Here is an 18,211-nt window from a genome sequence, read left to right on the forward strand (position 1 = left end):
GAGCCCTGCCCGACCCCACGGCCGGCTGAGCCCATGCGGGCCGATCGCGTCTTCGCGTACGGCGCCGCCGCCGGCCTCCTCGGTGACCTCCTGCTCGGCGATCCTCGCCGGGGCCATCCGGTCGCCGCGTTCGGCCGGGCCGCCACCGCCGTGGAGCGGGTCCTGTGGCGCGACCACCGGGGCCGGGGCGCCCTGCACACCGCCGTGTGCGTGGGCGGCACCGTCGCCGTGGGCGCCGCGGTCGCCCGTGCCGTACGCCGCTCCCCCACCGCCTCCGTCGCCCTGACCGGCATGGCCACCTGGGCCGTCGTCGGCGGCACCTCGCTGGCCCGGGAGGCCCGGGCCGTCGGGGACGCCCTCGCGGCCGGCGACGTGGCCGCGGCCCGCGCCCGGCTGCCGCACCTGTGCGGCCGCGACCCGCAGGCGCTGGACGCCGACGGAATCGCCCGGGCCGTCGTCGAGTCGGTCGCCGAGAACACCTCCGACGCCGTCGTCGGCGCCCTGGTGTGGGGCGCCCTCGCCGGGGTACCGGGGCTGGTCGGCTTCCGCGCCGTCAACACCCTCGACGCCATGGTCGGCCACAAGTCGCCCCGCTACCGGCGCTACGGCTGGGCCTCCGCCCGCCTCGACGACCTCGCGGGCTGGCCCGGCGCCCGGCTGACCGCCGTGCTCGCCGCGGTCGCCGGGCCCGACCCGCGCGGCGCCGTCCGGGCCTGGCGGGCCGACGCCGGCCGCCACCCCAGCCCCAACGCCGGCCCGGTGGAGTCGTCCTTCGCGGGCGCTCTCGGGGTGCGGCTCGGCGGCACCCTCTCCTACGGCGGCCGGGTCGAGCACCGGCCCGTCCTCAACGGCGCGGCCGGCCGGGCCGTCGCCGTGACCGACATCGACCGGGCGGTACGGCTCTCCCGGCGGGTCGGCTGGCTCGCGCTCGGCGCCGGGGTCGCCGGGCGACTCGCCGTCCGGGCTCTCACGAAGGGGCGTACGTCATGAGCGGGGGTCTCCTCGTCGCCGGCACCACCTCCGACGCCGGCAAGAGCGTCGTCACCGCCGGGATCTGCCGCTGGCTGGCGCGCCAGGGCGTGAAGGTGGCGCCGTTCAAGGCGCAGAACATGTCGCTGAACTCGTTCGTGACGCGCGAGGGCGCCGAGATCGGGCGGGCACAGGCCATGCAGGCGCAGGCCTGCCGGGTGGAGCCGACCGCGCTCATGAACCCGGTGCTGCTGAAGCCGGGGGGCGAGCAGAGCAGTCAGGTCGTGCTGATGGGCAAGCCGGTGGGTGAGCTCAGTGCGCGCGGCTACCACGGCGGGCGGCAGCAGCAGCTGCTGGGGACCGTGCTCGACTGTCTCGCCGAGTTGCGGGGCACGTATGACGCGGTGATCTGTGAGGGGGCCGGTTCTCCCGCCGAGATCAATCTGCGGCGGACCGACATCGTCAACATGGGCGTCGCGCGCCGTGCGCGGCTGCCCGTGCTCGTCGTGGGCGACATCGACCGCGGCGGTGTCTTCGCCTCCTTCTTCGGGACCGTCGCCCTGCTGTCGCCGGAGGACCAGGAGCTGGTCGCCGGGTTCCTCGTCAACAAGTTCCGCGGGGACGTCTCGCTGCTCGAACCCGGCCTCGACATGCTGCACGGGCTCACCGGGCGGCGGACGTACGGCGTGCTGCCCTTCCGGCACGGGCTCGGGATCGACGAGGAGGACGGGCTGCGGGTCTCCCTGCGGGGAAGCGTGCGGGAGTCGGACGTCGCCCCGCCCGTCGGCGAGGACGTCCTGCGGGTCGCCGTCTGCGCGATCCCGCTCATGTCCAACTTCACCGACGTCGACGCCCTGGCCGCCGAACCCGGTGTCGTGGTGCGGTTCGTGGACCGGCCCGAGGAACTGGCCGACGCCGATCTCGTCGTCGTCCCGGGAACCCGGGGCACGGTCAGGGCCCTGGAGTGGCTGCGCGCGCGGGGCCTCGCGGAGGCCCTCGTGCGCCGGGCCGCCGAGGGCAGGCCGGTGCTCGGTGTCTGCGGCGGCTTCCAGATCCTCGGCGAGCACATCGAGGACGACGTCGAGAGCCGTACAGGGCACGTCGACGGCCTCGGCATCCTGCCCGTGCGGGTGCGGTTCGCCCGCGAGAAGACCCTCACCCGGCCGGCGGGCCGGGCCCTCGGCGAGCCCGTCGAGGGGTACGAGATCCACCACGGGGTCGCCGACGTCGTGGGGGGCGAGCCCTTCCTCGACGGCTGCCGGGTCGGCCACACCTGGGGCACGCACTGGCACGGCTCACTGGAGTCGGACGGCTTCCGGCGGGCCTTCCTGCGCGAGGTGGCCGCCGCCGCGGGCCGCCGCTTCGTGCCCGCCCCCGACACCTCCTTCGCCGCGCTGCGCGAGGAGCAGCTCGACCGGCTCGGCGACCTGATCGAACAGCACGCGGACACGGACGCGCTGTGGCGGCTCATCGAGTCGGGCGCGCCGCAAGGACTGCCTTTCATTCCACCGGGAGCGCCCGCATGAGCACAGTGTTGTTGTTGTCGACCGCCGACACCGATCTGCTGGCGGCCCGGGCCGCCGGTGACGCCGACTACCGGATCGGCAACCCGACCCGGGTGGACGTCGCCGAGGAACTCCCCGCGCTCGTCGAGGGCTGCGACATCGCCGTCGTACGGCTGCTGGGCGGCAAGCGCGCCTGGGAGGACGGGCTCGCCGCGCTCCGGGCGTCCGGGATCCCGACCGTGCTGCTGGGCGGCGAGGCCGTGCCGGACGCCGAGCTGATGGCCGAGTCGACGGTACCGGCCGGTGTCGTCGCCGAGGCGCTGAAGTACCTCGTCGAGGGCGGGCCGGACAACCTGGCCGAGCTGGCCCGGTTCCTGTCCGACACCGTGCTGCTGACCGGCGAGGGCTTCGACGGGCCGCGCAGGATGCCCGAGTACGGGCCGCACGGGAACCGCGCGCGCGTGCCGGGCCGGCCGACGGTCGGCGTGCTGTTCTACCGGGCCCACGAACTGAGCGGCAACACCGCCTTCGTCGACACCCTGTGCGACGCGATCGAGGCGCGCGGCGCCAACGCGCTGCCGGTGTTCTGCGGTTCGCTGCGCGGGGCGGACAGCGGGCTGTACGAGCTGCTGGGGCAGGCCGACGCGCTGGTCGCGACCGTGCTCGCGGCCGGCGGCACGCACGCCTCGCAGGCGTCGGCCGGCGGTGACGAGGAGACCTGGGACGTGGGCGCGCTCGCCGACCTGGACATCCCCGTCCTGCAGGGGCTGTGCCTGACGTCGTCACGGGCCGCCTGGGAGGAGTCCGACGCCGCGCTGTCCCCGATGGACGCGGCCATGCAGGTCGCGATCCCCGAGTTCGACGGGCGGCTGATCACGGTCCCGTTCTCCTTCAAGGAACAGGGCCCGGACGACGTACCGGTGTACGTCGCCGACCCCGAACGGGCCGCGCGGGTGGCCGGGATCGCCGTACGGCACGCGGCACTCGGGCACAAGGCCGACGCCGACAAGCGCGTCGCGCTCGTCTTCACCGCGTACCCGACCAAGCACTCGCGCGTCGGCAACGCGGTCGGCCTCGACACGCCCGCCTCGGCGGTACGCGTGCTGGACGCGCTGCGGGCGGCCGGATACGCGGTCGACGGGTACCCGGACAACGGCGACGAGCTGATCCACCGGCTCATCGAGGCCGGCGGCCACGACGTCGAATGGCTCACCGAGGAGCAGCTCGCCGCCGCGCCCGCGCGCGTGCCGCTCGCCCACTACCGGGCCTGGTTCGACGAGCTGGACCCCGGACTGCGCGAGGCCATGCTCCAGGCGTGGGGGGAGCCGCCCGGCTCGCTGTACGTCGACGGTGACGACATCGTGCTGGCGTCCCTGCGGTTCGGGAACGTCGTCGTGATGATCCAGCCGCCGCGCGGCTTCGGCGAGAACCCCATCGCGATCTACCACGACCCGGACATGCCGCCCTCGCACCACTACATGGCGGCGTACCGGTGGCTGGAGGCCGCGCCGTCGGAGGGCGGTTTCGGCGCCGACGCGATCGTGCACATGGGCAAGCACGGCACGATGGAGTGGCTGCCCGGCAAGGGCCTCGGCCTCTCCCGCGGCTGCGCCCCGGACGCGGTCCTCGGCGACCTCCCGCTGGTCTACCCGTTCATCGTCAACGACCCCGGCGAGGGCACCCAGGCCAAGCGGCGCGGGCACGCCACCGTGGTCGACCACCTGGTGCCGCCGATGGCGCGCGCCGACACCTACGGCGACCTGGCCAAGCTGGAACAGCTGCTGGACGAGTACGCCCTGGTCAGCGACCTGGACCCGGTGAAGGCCCCGGCGGTGCGCGCCCAGATCTGGACGCTGGTGAAGGCGGCCGAGCTGCACCACGACCTGCACGTCGACGAGCAGCCCGACGACGACGCGTTCGACGAGTTCGTCATGCACATCGACGGATACCTGTGCGAGATCAAGGACGTGCAGATCCGGGACGGCCTGCACGTCCTCGGCGGCGGCCCGGTCGGCGAGCCGCGCGTGAACCTGGTGCTGGCCGTGCTGCGCGCCTCGCAGGTGTGGGGCGGCCGGGCGAACGCGCTGCCAGGGCTGCGGGCGGCGCTGGCGGCGCACTTCGGGCTGGTGGAGAAGGAGCTGCTGGGCGAGCCCGGGGCGCCCGTGAAGGTCCCGGTGGAGCTGACGGACCTGGCCGACGGCCCGTCGCGGACCGCGTCCGACGTGATCGACCTGCTGGAGCAGCTGGCCCGGCGGATCGCCGAGGGGATGGAACAGCGCGGCTGGGCGGTGGCCGAGGCCGCGCCGCTGGTGCGGGACGTGATCGGGGCCGAACTCCCCGACGCCGTGGCCGTGCTGGAGTTCGCGTGCACGGAGGTCGTGCGCCGGCTGGCGCGCACGACGGACGAGATCGGGCACATCCTCCGGGCGCTGCGCGGCGGCTACGTGCCCGCCGGCCCGTCCGGCTCTCCGACCCGCGGTCTGGTCAACGTCCTTCCGACCGGCCGCAACTTCTACTCCGTCGACCCCAAGGCGATCCCGTCCCGGCTGAGCTGGGAGGTCGGGCAGTCGCTGGCCGACTCGCTGGTGGCGCGCTATCTGCAGGACACCGGCGAGTACCCGAGGTCGGTGGGCCTCACCGTGTGGGGCACGTCCGCGATGCGCACCCAGGGGGACGACATCGCCGAGATCCTGGCGCTGCTGGGGTGCCGGCCGGTGTGGGACGACGCGTCGCGCCGGGTGACCGGCTTCGAGGTGATCCCGCTGGAGGAGCTGGGGCGGCCGCGCGTCGACGTCACGGTCCGTATCTCCGGGTTCTTCCGGGACGCGTTCCCGCACGTGGTCGGGCTGATCGACGACGCGGTCCGGGCGGTGGCCGAGCTGGACGAGCCGGGCGAGTCGAACTACGTACGGGCGCACGTGGACGAGGACGCCGCCGGGCACGGGGACCGGCGGCGGGCCACGGCCCGGATCTTCGGGTCGAAGCCAGGGGCCTACGGCGCAGGGCTGCTGCCGCTGATCGACGCGCGGAACTGGCGGTCCGACGCGGACCTCGCCGAGGTGTACGCCGTCTGGGGCGGCTACGCGTACGGGCGCGGGCTCGACGGGCGGGCGGCCCGGGGGGACATGGAGACGGCGTTCCGGCGGATCGCGGTGGCGGCGAAGAACGTCGACACGCGAGAGCATGACATCGCCGACGCCGACGACTACTTCCAGTACCACGGCGGCATGGTCGCCATGGTGCGGCACCTGACGGGGGCCAACCCCGAGGCGTACGTGGGCGATTCGGCGACGCCGGACCAGGTGAGGACGCGGACGCTGGGTGAGGAGACGCACCGGGTCTTCCGCGCCCGGGTGGTCAACCCGCGCTGGATGGCGGCCATGCGGCGCCACGGCTACAAGGGCGCCTTCGAGATGGCGGCGACGGTGGACTACCTCTTCGGGTACGACGCCACGGCCGGCGTCGTGGACGACTGGATGTACGAGAAGCTGAGCGCCGAGTACGTCTTCGACCCGGAGAACAAGGACTTCATGCGCCGGTCCAACCCGTGGGCGTTGCGGGGCATCACCGAGCGGCTGCTGGAGGCGGCGGACCGCGGGCTGTGGGCGGAGCCGGACGCCGACACGATCGAGCGGCTGCGCGCCACCTACCTGGAACTCGAAGGCGACCTGGAGGGCGACCAGTGACCACCATCCCGTTCCCGTTCACCGCCGTCGTGGGCCAGGACGACCTCCGCCTGGCGCTGCTCCTCAACGCGGTGAGCCCCGCCGTGGGCGGGGTGCTGGTGCGCGGCGAGAAGGGGACCGCGAAGAGCACCGCCGTACGCGCCCTGTCGGCGCTGCTGCCGGAGGTCGCCGTCGTCCCCGGCTGCCGGTTCTCCTGCGCCCCCGCTGCCCCCGACCCCGCCTGCCCGGACGGGCCGCACGAGCCGGGCAACGGCACTCGGCGCCCCGCCCGCATGGTCGAGCTGCCCGTAGGTGCCTCAGAGGACCGGCTGGTGGGATCGCTCGACATCGAGCGCGCTCTGGCCGAAGGCGTGAAGAGCTTTGAGCCCGGCCTCTTGGCGCAAGCGCACCGCGGGATCCTGTACGTCGACGAGGTCAACCTCCTCCACGACCACCTGGTCGACCTGCTCCTGGACGCCGCCGCCATGGGCGCCTCCTACGTCGAGCGCGAGGGCGTGTCGGTGCGGCACGCCGCGCGCTTCCTGCTCGTCGGGACCATGAACCCGGAGGAGGGCGAACTGCGGCCGCAGTTGCTCGACCGGTTCGGGCTGACCGTCGAGGTGGCCGCCTCGCGCGAGCCCGACCAGCGGGTGGAGGTCGTGCGGCGGCGGCTCGCCTACGACGACGACCCCGCCGGGTTCGCCGCGCGCTGGGCCGACGAGGAGACCGCCGTGCGGGAGCGGATCGTCGCCGCGCGGGAGTTGTTGCCGCGGGTGCGGCTGGGCGACGGGGCGCTGCGGCAGATCGCCGCGACGTGCGCGGCGTTCGAGGTCGACGGGATGCGGGCCGACATCGTGATGGCGCGGACGGCGACCGCCCTGGCGGCCTGGGCCGGGCGGACGGACGTGCTGGCCGAGGACGTCCGTCAGGCCGCGCTGCTCGCGCTGCCGCACCGCAGGCGGCGCAACCCCTTCGACGCGCCGGGGCTGGACGAGGACAAGCTCGACCAGACGCTGGAGGAGGCCGCCGAGGAGGACCCCCGGGACGACGACCCGGATCCCGACGGTCCCGGTGGCGGGGGCGGTGGGCAGCCGTCGCCCGGGGACGGTGATCCACAGGGCGGTGACACCGCCGCGCGGCCCGAGGCCGGGGAGGGCGGTGAGCCGCGGGCGTCCGGTGCCGGGGAGCAGTCGCCCGTGCGGGCCGCCGAGCCGTTCCGGGCCAAGGTGCTGAGCGTGCCCGGGATCGGTGAGGGTGCCGCCGGGCGGCGTTCGCGGGCGCGGACCGAGCACGGGCGGACGATGGGGGCCCGTCGGCCGCGGGGTGCGCTGAGCAGGCTGCATCTGGCCGCGACCGTGCGGGCGGCGGCGCCGCATCAGCGGGCGCGCGGGCGGTCCGGGCCGGGGCTGGTGATCCGGCGGGACGACCTGCGGCAGGCCGCCCGGGAGGGGCGCGAGGGGAACCTCGTGCTGTTCGTCGTGGACGCCTCCGGTTCCATGGCCGCCCGGCAGCGGATGGGTGCCGTGAAGGGCGCGGTGCTGTCGCTGCTGCTCGACGCGTACCAGCGGCGGGACAAGGTGGGGCTGGTGACGTTCCGCGGGTCGGGCGCCGAGGTGGCGCTGCCGCCGACCTCGTCCGTCGACGCCGCCGCGGCCCGGCTGGAGTCGCTGCCGACCGGTGGGCGGACTCCGCTGGCGGCCGGGCTGCTGAGGGCGCACGAGGTGCTGCGCGTGGAGCGGCTGCGGGACCCGGCGCGGCGGGCGCTGGTGGTCGTGGTGACGGACGGGCGGGCGACGGGAGGTCCGGAGCCGCTGGTGCCGGCGTCCAGGGCCGCCGCCCTGTTCGCGGCCGAGCAGGTGGCCTCGGTCGTCGTGGACTGCGAGTCCGGGCCGGTGCGGCTGGGGCTGGCGGGCAAGCTCGCCGGTGAGCTGGGCGGGACCGCGGTGACGCTGGACGGACTGCGGGCGGACAGCATCGCCGGACTGGTCAAGGACGTACAGGGGAGGGCCGCGTAGTGCCTCAGGGGCAGCCGAGTGTGGTGCCCGACGACGGACTGACGACGCGTCAGCGGCGGAATCGTCCGCTGGTCGTCGTGCACACCGGGGTCGGCAAGGGCAAGTCGACGGCCGCCTTCGGGCTCGCGCTGCGGGCCTGGAACCAGGGGTGGCCGATCGGGGTGTTCCAGTTCGTCAAGTCGGCGAAGTGGAAGGTGGGCGAGGAGAACGCGCTGCGGGTGCTCGGCGCCAGCGGGGAGGGCGGCTCCGTCGACTGGCACAAGATGGGCGAGGGCTGGTCCTGGGTGCAGCGCGACGCGCAGATGGACAACGAGGAGAAGGCGCGGGAGGGCTGGGAGCAGGTCAAGCGGGATCTGGCGGCCGAGACGTACCGGCTGTACGTGCTGGACGAGTTCGCGTACCCGATGCACTGGGGGTGGGTCGACACCGACGAGGTGGTCGACGTGCTGCGGAACCGGCCCGGCACCCAGCATGTGGTGATCACCGGACGCAACGCCCCGGAGAAGCTGGTGGACCTCGCGGATCTGGTGACCGACATGTCCAAGGTGAAGCACCCCATGGACGTGGGGCAGAAGGGCCAGAAGGGCATCGAGTGGTGATGTCCCCGACGTCCGTGCCCCGGCTGGTCGTGGCCGCGCCGTGTTCCGGCAGCGGCAAGACGACCGTGGCCACGGGGTTGATGGCCGCGTTCGCCGCGCGGGGACTCGCCGTGTCCCCGCACAAGGTCGGGCCGGACTACATCGATCCCGGGTACCACACGCTCGCGTGCGGGCGGCCGGGGCGGAACCTCGACGCGTACCTGTGCGGTCCGGAGCTGGTCGGGCCGTTGTTCGCGCACGGTGCGCGCGGCTGTGACGTGGCCGTGGTCGAGGGTGTGATGGGGCTGTTCGACGGGGCGGCGGGGGACGGCGAACTGGCCTCCACCGCCCATGTCGCCAAGCTGCTGCGGGCGCCGGTGGTGCTGGTCGTGGACGCCTCGTCGCAGTCGCGGTCGGTGGCGGCGCTGGTGCACGGGTTCGTGTCGTGGGATCCGGGGGTGCGGGTCGGGGGCGTGATCCTGAACAAGGTGGCCTCGGACCGGCACGAGGAGTTGCTGCGGGAGGCGCTGGACTCCGCGGGGGTGCCGGTGCTGGGGGTGCTGCGGCGGGCGGCGCCGGTGGAGACGCCGTCGCGCCATCTGGGCCTGGTGCCGGTGGCCGAGCGGTCGTCGGCGGCGGTGGCGGCCGTGGCGGCGATGGGCCGTCAGGTCGCCGAGGGGTGCGATCTGGAGGCGTTGCTGGCGCTGGCGCGCGGCGCGGGCCCGGTGGCGGGCCCGGCGTGGGACGCGGCCGCAGCGCTGGCGGGACCGTCCGGCGGCGGGGCCGGGGCGCCGGCCGCCGACCCCGTCGGCAGGGCCGCGGGCGTGCCGGCCGGATCCGCCGGTGACCGGGGCGACTCGACGACCGCGCCCGCCGGTGGCCGGGGCGGTGTCGTGGCCGGGGGCGCCGGTGGTCCGGGGGACGTGGGGGCCGGGTCCGCCGGTGGCCGGGGTCACTTGGCGGCAGGGGCCGACCGGGCGGGGGTTGCGTGGCCGGACGGGGTGCCGGGGCCGGTGGTCGCCGTGGCCGGCGGGGCCGCGTTCACGTTCTCGTACGCGGAGCACGCCGAGCTGCTGGCCGCGGCCGGGGCGCGGGTGGTGCCGTTCGATCCGCTGCGCGACGAACGGCTGCCCGACGGCACCCGCGGGCTGGTCGTCGGGGGCGGCTTCCCCGAGGTGTACGCCGCCGAGCTGTCCGCGAACGAGCCGCTGCGGCAGTCCGTGGCCGCCCTGGCGCGGTCCGGGGCACCGGTGGCCGCCGAGTGCGCGGGGCTGCTGTACCTGTGCCGGGAGCTGGACGGCCGGCCGATGTGCGGGGTGCTCGACGCGACCGCCCGGATGAGCGAGCGGCTGACGCTCGGCTACCGGGACGCGGTGGCGGTCGGGGACAGCGCGCTGGCCGCGGCGGGCACGCGGATGCGGGGGCACGAGTTCCACCGGACCGTCGTGGAACCGGGGGCGGGAGCGGCCCCCGCGTGGGGGGTCCGGGTCCCGCGGCGGCGGGTGGAGGGTTTCGTACAGCGAGGTGTGCACGCGAGTTACCTGCACACCCACTGGGCGTCCGCGCCCGGTGTCGCCCGTCGGTTCGTGGAGAGGTGCCGGACGTCATGAGCAGCAGCAGGTTGGTGGGGGTCGGGGTCGGGCCCGGGGATCCGGAGCTGGTGACCGTCAAGGGCGTCAACGCGCTGCGGGCCGCCGAGGTGGTCGTGGTGCCGGTGATGGCCGCGCCGGACGGAACGGACGGCGGGGAGCCGGGCCGCGCCGAGGCGACGGTGCTGCACTACGTGCCCGGGGACAGGGTCGTGCGCGTGGTGTTCGCGCTGAACGAGCGGTCCGACCGGGCGCGGCGGGAGGCGGCGTGGGACGCGGCCGGCGCGCGGGTCGCCCAGCTGCTGCGGGAGCGGGGCCGGGTGGCGTTCGCGACGATCGGCGATCCCAACGTGTACTCGACGTTCACGTACCTGGCGCAGACCATCGGTGAACTGGTGCCGGGGACGGTCGTGGAGACGGTGCCCGGGATCACCGCCATGCAGGACCTCGCGGCGCGGTCGGGGGCGGTGCTGACGGAGGGCACCGAGCCGCTGACGCTGGTGCCGGTGACGGCGGGCCCGGCCGTGCTGAAGGAGGCGCTGGCGGGCCCGGGGACGGTCGTGGCGTACAAGTTCGGGCGGCGGGCGGCCGAGGTCGCCGAGGCGTTGCGGGAGACGGGACGGCTGGCGGACGCCGTGTGGGGGTCGGCGCTGGGACTGCCGGAGGAGTCGATCCGCCGGGCCTCCGACCTGGACGGCGCGCCCCTGCCCTACCTGTCGACGCTGATCGCTCCGGCGCCGCGGGACGGCGCGCGGGGCGGCAAGCTGTGAGACCGCCGGTGTCACTCCGCGAGGCCGACCACCAGCCAGATGAACGCCACGCCCGCGACCGTGCACAGCAGGGTGGAGCGGGCCGGGTGCGTGTGGTGGGCCTCGGGCAGGATCTCGGCGGCGGCCAGATAGAGCAGGGCGCCGCCGAAGAAGCCGAGGTAGCCGCCGAGCAGCGGTTCCGGGACGGTGAGGAACGCGGCGCAGGCCGCGCCGGCCACCGGGGCCGCCGCGTCCGCGACCAGCATGGCGAGCGCGCGGCGGCGGGCGTTGCCGTACAGGGTCGTCAGGGTGAAGGTGTTGAAGCCGTCCGCGAAGTCGTGGGCGATCACCGCCACGGCGACCGCGGCGCCCATGCCGCCGCCGACCTGGAAGGCGGCGCCGATGGCGAGGCCGTCCATGGCGCTGTGCAGCACCATGGCCGCGGCCGCCGTGAGACCGACCTCCGGGGTGCGGGCGCCGTGTTCGGCGCCACCGTGCGCGGCGCGGCGGGTGGCCAGCAGACGTTCCACCGTATGGGCGAACAGGAATCCGGCCACGAACAGCAGCAGCGCGGCCGGTACGGCGAACACCTCGGTGCCGGCCGCGGCCAGCGCCTCCGGCAGCAGGTCGAGGCCGACGACGCCCAGCATCAGGCCGCCGGCCAGGCCCAGGACCAGGTGCCGGCGGTCGGTCACCCGTTGCGCCGTCCAGCCGCCGACCAGCGTCATCAGGAACGCGCCGAGCGCGACGAACACCGCCATGTGCTCTTCGTATCCGATGAGCACCCCGGCGCGCACATCCGAACCCCGTGAAGCTTCGTACGAGAGGACCCCGACCCATGGCCGATGCCCCCACCGGCAAGGTGACCTTCGTCGGTGCCGGCCCCGGCGCCGCCGATCTGCTGACGTTCCGTGCCGCGCGCGCCATCGCCGAGGCCGATGTGGTGATCTGGGCGGCGAGCCTGGTGCAGGCGGAGGTGCTGGAGCACGCGCGGGAGGACGCCCGGGTCCTCGACTCGGCGACGATGTCGCTGGAGGACGTGGTGGCCGTGTACGAGCGGGCCGCGCGCGAGGGGCTGCGGGTGGCGCGGATCCACTCCGGGGACCCGGCGCTGTGGGGCGGCACGCAGGAGCAGCTCGACCGGTGCCGGGAGATCGGGATCGCGACCGAGGTGGTGCCGGGGGTTTCGTCGTTCTCGGCGGTGGCCGCGCTGGCGCAGCGGGAGTTGACGATCCCGGAGGTGGCGCAGTCGGTGGTGCTGACCCGGCTGGGCGGCGGCAAGACGCCGATGCCGCCCGGTGAGGAGGTGCGGGAGTTCGCCCGGCACGGGACGACGATGGCGGTGTTCCTGTCGGCGGCGCGCAGCGGGCAGCTGGTGCGGGAGCTGCTGGAGGGCGGCTACCCGACGGACACGCCGGTGGTCGTGGCGTACCAGGCGACCTGGCCGGAGGAGCTGGTCGTGCGGTGCACGATCGGGACGCTGGAGGAGACGGTGAAGGAGCACAGGCTCTGGAAGCACACCCTCTTCCTGGTGGGTCCGGCGCTGGACGCGCACGGCACCCGCTCGCACCTGTACCACCCGGGGCACTTCCACGGGTACCGCAAAGCGGACCCCGAGGCCCGTAAGGCGCTGCGCGCGCGGGGTGCCGGGACGTGATCACGGTGGTGGGCGCGGGGACCGGGGCACCGGTCGCGCCGGAGGTCCTCGCGCGGGCGGAGCTGGTCGTCGGGGGGCGGCGGCACCTGGACGCCGTGCGGCTGCCGGAGTCGGCGGAGCGGATCGTGCTGGGGCCGCTGGCGCCGGCGCTGGACGCGGTCGCGGAGTACGACGCGAAGGACCGGCGGGTGGTGGTGCTGGCGTCGGGCGACCCGGGGTTCTTCGGGGTGGTGCGGGCGCTGGCCGAGCGGTGCGGCGCGGACCGGCTCGATGTGCGGCCCGGGGTGTCATCGGTGGCCGCGGCCTTCGCCAGGCTGGGGCTGACCTGGGACGACGCGGTGGTGGTGAGTGCGCACGGGCGGGCGCCGCGGACCGCGGTGAACGTGTGCCGGGCGTATCCGAAGGTGGCCGTGCTGACCGGGCCCGGTGCGGGTCCGGCCGAGCTGGGGGCGGCGCTGGCGGGGTACGACCGGGTGCTGGTGGTGGCGTCGGCGCTGGGCGATCCGGAGCGGGAGCGGGTGGAGCGGGTGACGCCCGCCGAGGCGGCGGCCCGGGACTGGGGTGCGGCGGTCAGTGTGGTGCTCTGTCTCGACGCGTCCCGGGCGGCCGGTCCGGTGCGGACGGTGGCGGGGCCGGCGCTGCCGCCGCCCGGCTGGGCGCTGGCGGAGGCGGAGTTCGCGCACCGCGACTCGATGATCACCAAGTTCGAGGTGCGGGCGCTGGCGCTGGCGCGGCTCGGGCCGCGGCCGGGCGATCTGGTGTGGGACGTCGGATCGGGGTCCGGTTCGGTGGCGGTGGAGTGCGCGCGGCTGGGTGCCGCCGTGTCGGCGGTGGAGAAGTCCGCCGACGGGGTGGCGCGGATCCGCGGCAACGCCGGCGCCCACGGTGTCGACGTGCACGTGGTGCACGGGGCGGCGCCGCGGGCGCTGGCCGGTCTGGACGATCCGGACGCGGTGTTCGTCGGGGGCGGCGGGCGTGAGCTGGCGGACATCGTCGGAACGTGCGCCCGCCGGGCCCGGCGCTCGGTGGTGGTGGCCGTGGCCGCGCTGGACCGGGTGGCGGCGGCGCGGGACGCGCTGGCCGACGCCGGGTTCGGCTGCGAGGGCGTGCTGCTGCAGTCGTCGCGGCTCGCGCCGCTGCCGGGGGACGTGACCCGGCTGGCGGCGACCAATCCCGTTTTCCTGCTGTGGGGCGTCAGAACCCCGGCACCTAGTGAAGGAGTTGCCCTGTGATCGGCCTGATTTCCGCCACCGCGGCGGGGGAGGCGGCGCGGGACCGGCTGGCCGCGGCCTGGCCGGAGCGGACGCGGGTGTACGACGGGCCCGTGGCCGACGCGGTACGGCGGGCGTTCGGGGAGTGCGAGCAGCTGGTGTGCTTCCTGGCCACCGGGGCGGTGGTACGGCTGGTCGCCCCGCTGCTGGCGGACAAGGCGTCCGACCCCGGCGTGGTGTGCGTCGACGAGGCGGCGCGGTTCGCCGTGCCGCTGCTCGGCGGGCACGGCGGCGGCGCCAACGCGCTCGCCGGTGAGGTGGGCGAGGTACTGGGCGCACGGCCGGTGGTGACCACGGCCACGGACGCGGTCGGCCTGCCCGGTCTGGACACCCTCGGGCTGCCGTACGAGGGCGATGTCGCCGGGGTGACGCGGGCGCTGCTGGACGGTGAGCCGGTCGCGCTGAACGCCGAGGTGGCGTGGCCGCTGCCCCCGCTGCCGTTCACGGGCCGGGGGGACCGCAGGGTGCGGGTGACCGACCGCGCGGGTGAACCGGCCGACGGGGAGGTGCTGTTGCGTCCGCCCACGCTGGTCGTCGGTGTCGGCGCGTCCCGGGGTGCGCCCGTGGCGGAGGTGCTCGACCTGATCGAGGGGACGCTGCGGGAGGCCGGGCTGTCGCCGCGCAGCGTCGCCGAACTCGCCACCGTCGACGCCAAGTCGGAGGAGCCCGGGATCGTCGGGGCCGCCGCGCGGCTCGGGGTGCCCGTGGTGACGTACCCGGCCGAGGAGCTGGCGGCGGTGGAGGTGCCGAACCCTTCCGCGGCGCCGCTCGCGGCGGTGGGCACGCCGTCCGTGGCGGAGGCGGCGGCGCTGGCCGGCGGGGGCGAACTCCTCGTGCCCAAGCGGAAGTCGGCGGCGCGGCCCGCCATGGCCACCTGCGCGGTGGTACGGCGTCCGGGGCGCGGGCGGCTCGCGGTGGTCGGGCTGGGGCCGGGCGCCCGGGACCTGCTGACCCCGCGTGCGAAGGCCGAGCTGCGGCGGGCGTCCGTGCTGGTCGGGCTCGACCAGTACGTCGACCAGATCCGTGATCTGCTGCGGCCGGGCACCCGGATCCTGGAGTCCGGGCTCGGGGCCGAGGAGGAGCGGGCCCGCACGGCCGTGGCGGAGGCCCGCGAGGGGCGGGCCGTGGCGCTGATCGGGAGCGGTGACGCGGGCGTGTACGCGATGGCGTCGCCGGCGCTCGCCGAGGCGTCGGACGACATCGACGTGGTGGGGGTGCCCGGGGTGACGGCCGCGCTGGCCGCCGGAGCGATCCTCGGGGCGCCGCTGGGCCACGACCACGTGTCGATCAGCCTGTCCGACCTGCACACGCCGTGGGAGGTCATCGAGCGGCGGGTGCGGGCGGCGGCCGAGGCGGACCTCGTGGTCACCTTCTACAACCCGCGCTCGCGGGGCCGCGACTGGCAGCTCCCCAAGGCGCTGGCGATCCTCGCCGGGCACCGGGCGCCCGCCACGCCGGTCGGTGTGGTGCGCAACGCCTCGCGCGCGGACGAGTCGAGCCGGGTGACGACGCTGGGCGCGCTCGATCCGGCGACCGTCGACATGATGACGGTCGTGACGGTGGGCAACACGGCGACCCGGATCATCGCGGGGCGCATGGTGACACCGCGCGGCTACCGCTGGCAGGAGGACTCGAAATGAACCGTGTCGTCCATCCGATCGAGCAGGAGTCCTACCGCCGGCTGCGGGCCCGCCTGGACACCTCCCGCTTCCCGCCGCTGACCCGGGCGGTGGTGGAGCGGGTCGTCCACTCCGCCGCCGACCTGGAGTACGCCACCGATCTCGTCATGGACGAGGGCGAGTTGGCCAAGGCGCACGCGGCGCTACACGCCGGGGCGCCGGTGGTCGTGGACGTCGGGATGGTGGCCGCCGGGATCACCCGGCGCCAGACCGTCTGCCGGCTCGGGGACGCCGTGGCCGGGCCGGGGCTGACCCGCTCGGCGCACGCGATCCGGCTCGCCCACGAGCAGGTCGGACCCGGTGCCCTCTGGGTGATCGGCAACGCGCCGACCGCGCTGGAGGAGCTGCTGACGCTGGACGCCGCGCCCGCGCTCGTCATCGGCCTGCCCGTCGGTTTCGTCGGCGCGGTCGAGTCCAAGGCCGCGCTGCGCGAGAGCGGGCTGCCCGCCGTGAGCAACGTGTCCGAGAAGGGCGGGTCGGCGGTCGCCGCCGCCGCGCTCAACGCCCTGCTGTACCACCCGATTTCCGCCGAGGAGAACAAGTGACCACGCCGCCCGCCCTGCTCATCGCCGGCCACGGCACCCGGGACGACGCCGGAGCCGAGGCGTTCCGCGCCTTCGTCCAAGAGCTCGGGCGCCGCCACCCCGAGCTGCCCGTCGCGGGCGGCTTCATCGAGCTGTCCCCGCCGCCGCTCGGTGAGGCCGTCACCGACCTGGTGGAGCGCGGGGTGAGGCGGTTCGCCGCAGTACCGCTGATGCTGGTGTCCGCCGGCCACGCCAAGGGGGACATCCCGGCGGCGCTGGCCCGGGAGAAGGAGCGGCACCCGGGGATCTCGTACACCTACGGCCGCCCGCTGGGCCCGCACCCGGCGCTGCTGAGCGTGCTGGAGCGGCGGGTGGAGGAGGTGCTCGGGGAGTGGGAGCGGAGCGAGGTGACCGTGCTGCTGGTGGGGCGCGGCTCCACCGACCCGGACGCCAACGCGGAGGTGCACAAGGCGGCCCGGCTGTTCTGGGAGGGGCGCGGCTACGCGGGCGTGGAGACGGCGTTCGTGTCGCTGGCGGCGCCGGACGTGCCGGGCGGTCTCGACCGGTGCGCCCGGCTGGGTGCCGAGCGGGTCGTCGTACTCCCGTACTTCCTGTTCACCGGCATCCTCCCGGACCGTGTCCGGCGGCAGACCGAGGAGTGGGCGGCGGCGCACCCGGAGGCCGAGGTGCGGTCGGCGGACGTGATCGGGCCGGAGCCGGAGCTGCTGGACCTGGTGATGGAGCGGTACGAGGAGGCCGTCAAGGGCGACCTGCGGATGAACTGCGACTCGTGCGTGTACCGGATCGCGCTGCCCGGCTTCGAGGACAAGGTGGGGATGGCGCAGCAGCCGCACTTCCACCCGGACGACGACGGCCACCACCATCACCACCACGGAGGGCACGCACACTCCCATGCGCACTGAGGGACACGACCTGCGGCACCACGGGGACGCCGAGGTCCGTGACGACGGCTCGGCGCTGGTCGACCTCGCCGTGAACGTCCGCGCCGACACGCCCCCGGTGTGGCTGCGCGAGCACATAGCGGCCTCGCTGGCGGGGCTGGCGGCCTATCCGGACGGGCGGGCGGCGCGGGCGGCGGTCGCGGCGCGGCACGGTCTGCCGGTGGAGCGGGTACTGCTGACGGCGGGGGCGGCGGAGGCGTTCGTGCTGCTGGCGCGGGCGCTGAAGGTGCGCCGGCCGGTGGTGGTGCATCCGCAGTTCACGGAGCCGGAGGCGGCGCTGCGGGACGCCGGGCACACGGTGGACCGGGTGCTGCTGCGGGCGGGCGACGGGTTCCGGCTGGACCCGGAGCGGGTGCCGGGGGACGCGGACCTGGTGGTCGTGGGCAACCCGACCAACCCGACGTCGGTGCTGCACCCGGCGGAGGCGATCGTCCAACTGGCGCGTCCGGGGCGGACGCTGGTGGTCGACGAGGCGTTCATGGACGCGGTGCCCGGTGAGCGGGAGGCGCTGGCCGGGCGGACGGACGTGCCGGGGCTGGTGGTGCTGCGCAGCCTGACCAAGACGTGGGGTCTGGCCGGGCTGCGCGTCGGGTACGTCCTCGCCGCGCCGGAGACCGTCGCGGCTCTGGAGCGGGCCCAGCCGCTGTGGCCGGTGTCCACGCCGGCGCTGGCGGCGGCCGAGGCGTGCGTGTCGCCGCGGGCGCTCGCGGAGGCGGCGCACGCGGCGCACCGGATCGCCGCGGACCGGGCCCATCTCGTCGCCGGGCTCGGTGGGTTCGCCGGGGACGGGGTGCGGGTCGCGGGCCCGGCGGAGGCCCCGTTCGTGCTGGTGCGGGTGGTGCACGCGGCGGCGGTCCGGCGGCGGCTGCGGGAGCTGGGCTTCGCGGTGCGGCGCGGGGACACGTTCCCCGGGCTCGACGAGGAGTGGCTGCGGCTGGCCGTGCGGGACCGGGCGACGGTGGACCGGTTCCTGCCGGCCTTCGGCCGGGCGCTGGCCGTCACGACCGGCTGACCCCGGCGGCGCCGGGCACGGCCGCCGAGCGGGAGC

The 18,211-nt window shown here is 75.6% G+C and carries 14 protein-coding genes; 13 read left to right on the plus strand and 1 reads right to left on the minus strand.

The annotated features are described in order from the left end of the window. The first annotated feature begins 33 nt into the window (after positions 1-33). From AC3ET3_RS27395 to cobI, 7 genes are read left to right on the plus strand one after another with little or no spacing between them, the layout of a single operon-like run. Positions 34-990 (plus strand): cobalamin biosynthesis protein, encoded by a 957-nt coding sequence (locus AC3ET3_RS27395; RefSeq protein ID WP_435613053.1) that lies wholly within the window; start codon positions 34-36, stop codon positions 988-990. After that, the gene (locus AC3ET3_RS27400) at positions 987-2,495 is read left to right on the plus strand and encodes a cobyric acid synthase (RefSeq protein ID WP_435613054.1); all 1,509 of its coding nucleotides are present in this window, start codon (positions 987-989) and stop codon (positions 2,493-2,495) included. The genes AC3ET3_RS27395 and AC3ET3_RS27400 overlap by 4 nt, the downstream gene beginning before the upstream one ends. After that, positions 2,492-6,160, plus strand: a complete 3,669-nt coding sequence (gene cobN, locus AC3ET3_RS27405) for a cobaltochelatase subunit CobN (RefSeq protein ID WP_435613055.1) — start codon at positions 2,492-2,494, stop codon at positions 6,158-6,160. Before AC3ET3_RS27400 ends, cobN begins: the two co-directional genes overlap by 4 nt. After that, positions 6,157-8,154: a putative cobaltochelatase gene (locus AC3ET3_RS27410; protein WP_435613056.1), complete on the plus strand. Its 1,998-nt coding sequence runs from the start codon at positions 6,157-6,159 to the stop codon at positions 8,152-8,154. Before cobN ends, AC3ET3_RS27410 begins: the two co-directional genes overlap by 4 nt. Continuing rightward, positions 8,154-8,753, plus strand: a complete 600-nt coding sequence (gene cobO / locus AC3ET3_RS27415) for a cob(I)yrinic acid a,c-diamide adenosyltransferase (RefSeq protein WP_358931834.1) — start codon at positions 8,154-8,156, stop codon at positions 8,751-8,753. Before AC3ET3_RS27410 ends, cobO begins: the two co-directional genes overlap by 1 nt. Next, entirely contained in the window at positions 8,753-10,342 is a 1,590-nt protein-coding gene (locus tag AC3ET3_RS27420; protein WP_435613057.1) for a cobyrinic acid a,c-diamide synthase CobB, read from the plus strand. Before cobO ends, AC3ET3_RS27420 begins: the two co-directional genes overlap by 1 nt. Then, a complete protein-coding gene (gene cobI, locus AC3ET3_RS27425; protein WP_432138255.1) occupies positions 10,327-11,091 on the plus strand; it encodes a precorrin-2 C(20)-methyltransferase in 765 nt (254 codons plus the stop codon). Before AC3ET3_RS27420 ends, cobI begins: the two co-directional genes overlap by 16 nt. A gap of 11 nt (positions 11,092-11,102) precedes the next feature. On the opposite strand, the gene AC3ET3_RS27430 is transcribed toward cobI, so the two are convergent. Beyond that, positions 11,103-11,831 carry a ZIP family metal transporter gene (locus tag AC3ET3_RS27430; RefSeq protein ID WP_432138256.1) on the minus strand — a complete coding sequence of 243 codons (729 nt, stop codon included), beginning with the start codon at positions 11,829-11,831 and terminating at the stop codon, positions 11,103-11,105. A gap of 77 nt (positions 11,832-11,908) precedes the next feature. Between AC3ET3_RS27430 and cobM the strand changes: the two genes are divergently transcribed. The 6 genes from cobM to cobC are packed head-to-tail and all read left to right on the plus strand — an operon-like array spanning position 11,909 to position 18,175. After that, positions 11,909-12,727 carry a precorrin-4 C(11)-methyltransferase gene (cobM, locus tag AC3ET3_RS27435; protein ID WP_432138257.1) on the plus strand — a complete coding sequence of 273 codons (819 nt, stop codon included), beginning with the start codon at positions 11,909-11,911 and terminating at the stop codon, positions 12,725-12,727. Further along, positions 12,724-13,959, plus strand: coding sequence for a precorrin-6y C5,15-methyltransferase (decarboxylating) subunit CbiE (cbiE, locus tag AC3ET3_RS27440; protein WP_432157620.1), 1,236 nt, complete (start codon positions 12,724-12,726; stop codon positions 13,957-13,959). Before cobM ends, cbiE begins: the two co-directional genes overlap by 4 nt. Further along, positions 13,956-15,638, plus strand: coding sequence for a precorrin-3B C(17)-methyltransferase (cobJ, locus tag AC3ET3_RS27445; protein WP_435613058.1), 1,683 nt, complete (start codon positions 13,956-13,958; stop codon positions 15,636-15,638). The genes cbiE and cobJ overlap by 4 nt, the downstream gene beginning before the upstream one ends. Beyond that, a complete protein-coding gene (locus tag AC3ET3_RS27450) occupies positions 15,635-16,222 on the plus strand; it encodes a precorrin-8X methylmutase (RefSeq protein ID WP_435613059.1) in 588 nt (195 codons plus the stop codon). The genes cobJ and AC3ET3_RS27450 overlap by 4 nt, the downstream gene beginning before the upstream one ends. After that, entirely contained in the window at positions 16,219-17,124 is a 906-nt protein-coding gene (locus AC3ET3_RS27455) for a sirohydrochlorin chelatase (protein ID WP_432157617.1), read from the plus strand. Before AC3ET3_RS27450 ends, AC3ET3_RS27455 begins: the two co-directional genes overlap by 4 nt. Beyond that, the gene (gene cobC / locus AC3ET3_RS27460) at positions 17,114-18,175 is read left to right on the plus strand and encodes an Rv2231c family histidinol phosphate aminotransferase CobC (protein ID WP_432138262.1); all 1,062 of its coding nucleotides are present in this window, start codon (positions 17,114-17,116) and stop codon (positions 18,173-18,175) included. Before AC3ET3_RS27455 ends, cobC begins: the two co-directional genes overlap by 11 nt. Positions 18,176-18,211 lie beyond the last annotated feature (36 nt).

The organism is Streptomyces sp. bgisy159, assembly GCF_057707805.1.

Bases quoted from the DNA above. Each gene is read 5' to 3' on its own strand.
- cobM (WP_432138257.1), top strand. From the start codon at position 11,909: ATGGCCGATGCCCCCACCGGCAAGGTGACCTTCGTCGGTGCCGGCCCC.
- AC3ET3_RS27430 (WP_432138256.1), bottom strand. From the start codon at position 11,831: ATGGCGGTGTTCGTCGCGCTCGGCGCGTTCCTGATGACGCTGGTCGGC.
- AC3ET3_RS27400 (WP_435613054.1), top strand. From the start codon at position 987: ATGAGCGGGGGTCTCCTCGTCGCCGGCACCACCTCCGACGCCGGCAAG.
- cobC (WP_432138262.1), top strand. From the start codon at position 17,114: ATGCGCACTGAGGGACACGACCTGCGGCACCACGGGGACGCCGAGGTC.
- AC3ET3_RS27450 (WP_435613059.1), top strand. From the start codon at position 15,635: ATGAACCGTGTCGTCCATCCGATCGAGCAGGAGTCCTACCGCCGGCTG.
- AC3ET3_RS27420 (WP_435613057.1), top strand. From the start codon at position 8,753: ATGTCCCCGACGTCCGTGCCCCGGCTGGTCGTGGCCGCGCCGTGTTCC.
- cobN (WP_435613055.1), top strand. From the start codon at position 2,492: ATGAGCACAGTGTTGTTGTTGTCGACCGCCGACACCGATCTGCTGGCG.
- AC3ET3_RS27395 (WP_435613053.1), top strand. From the start codon at position 34: ATGCGGGCCGATCGCGTCTTCGCGTACGGCGCCGCCGCCGGCCTCCTC.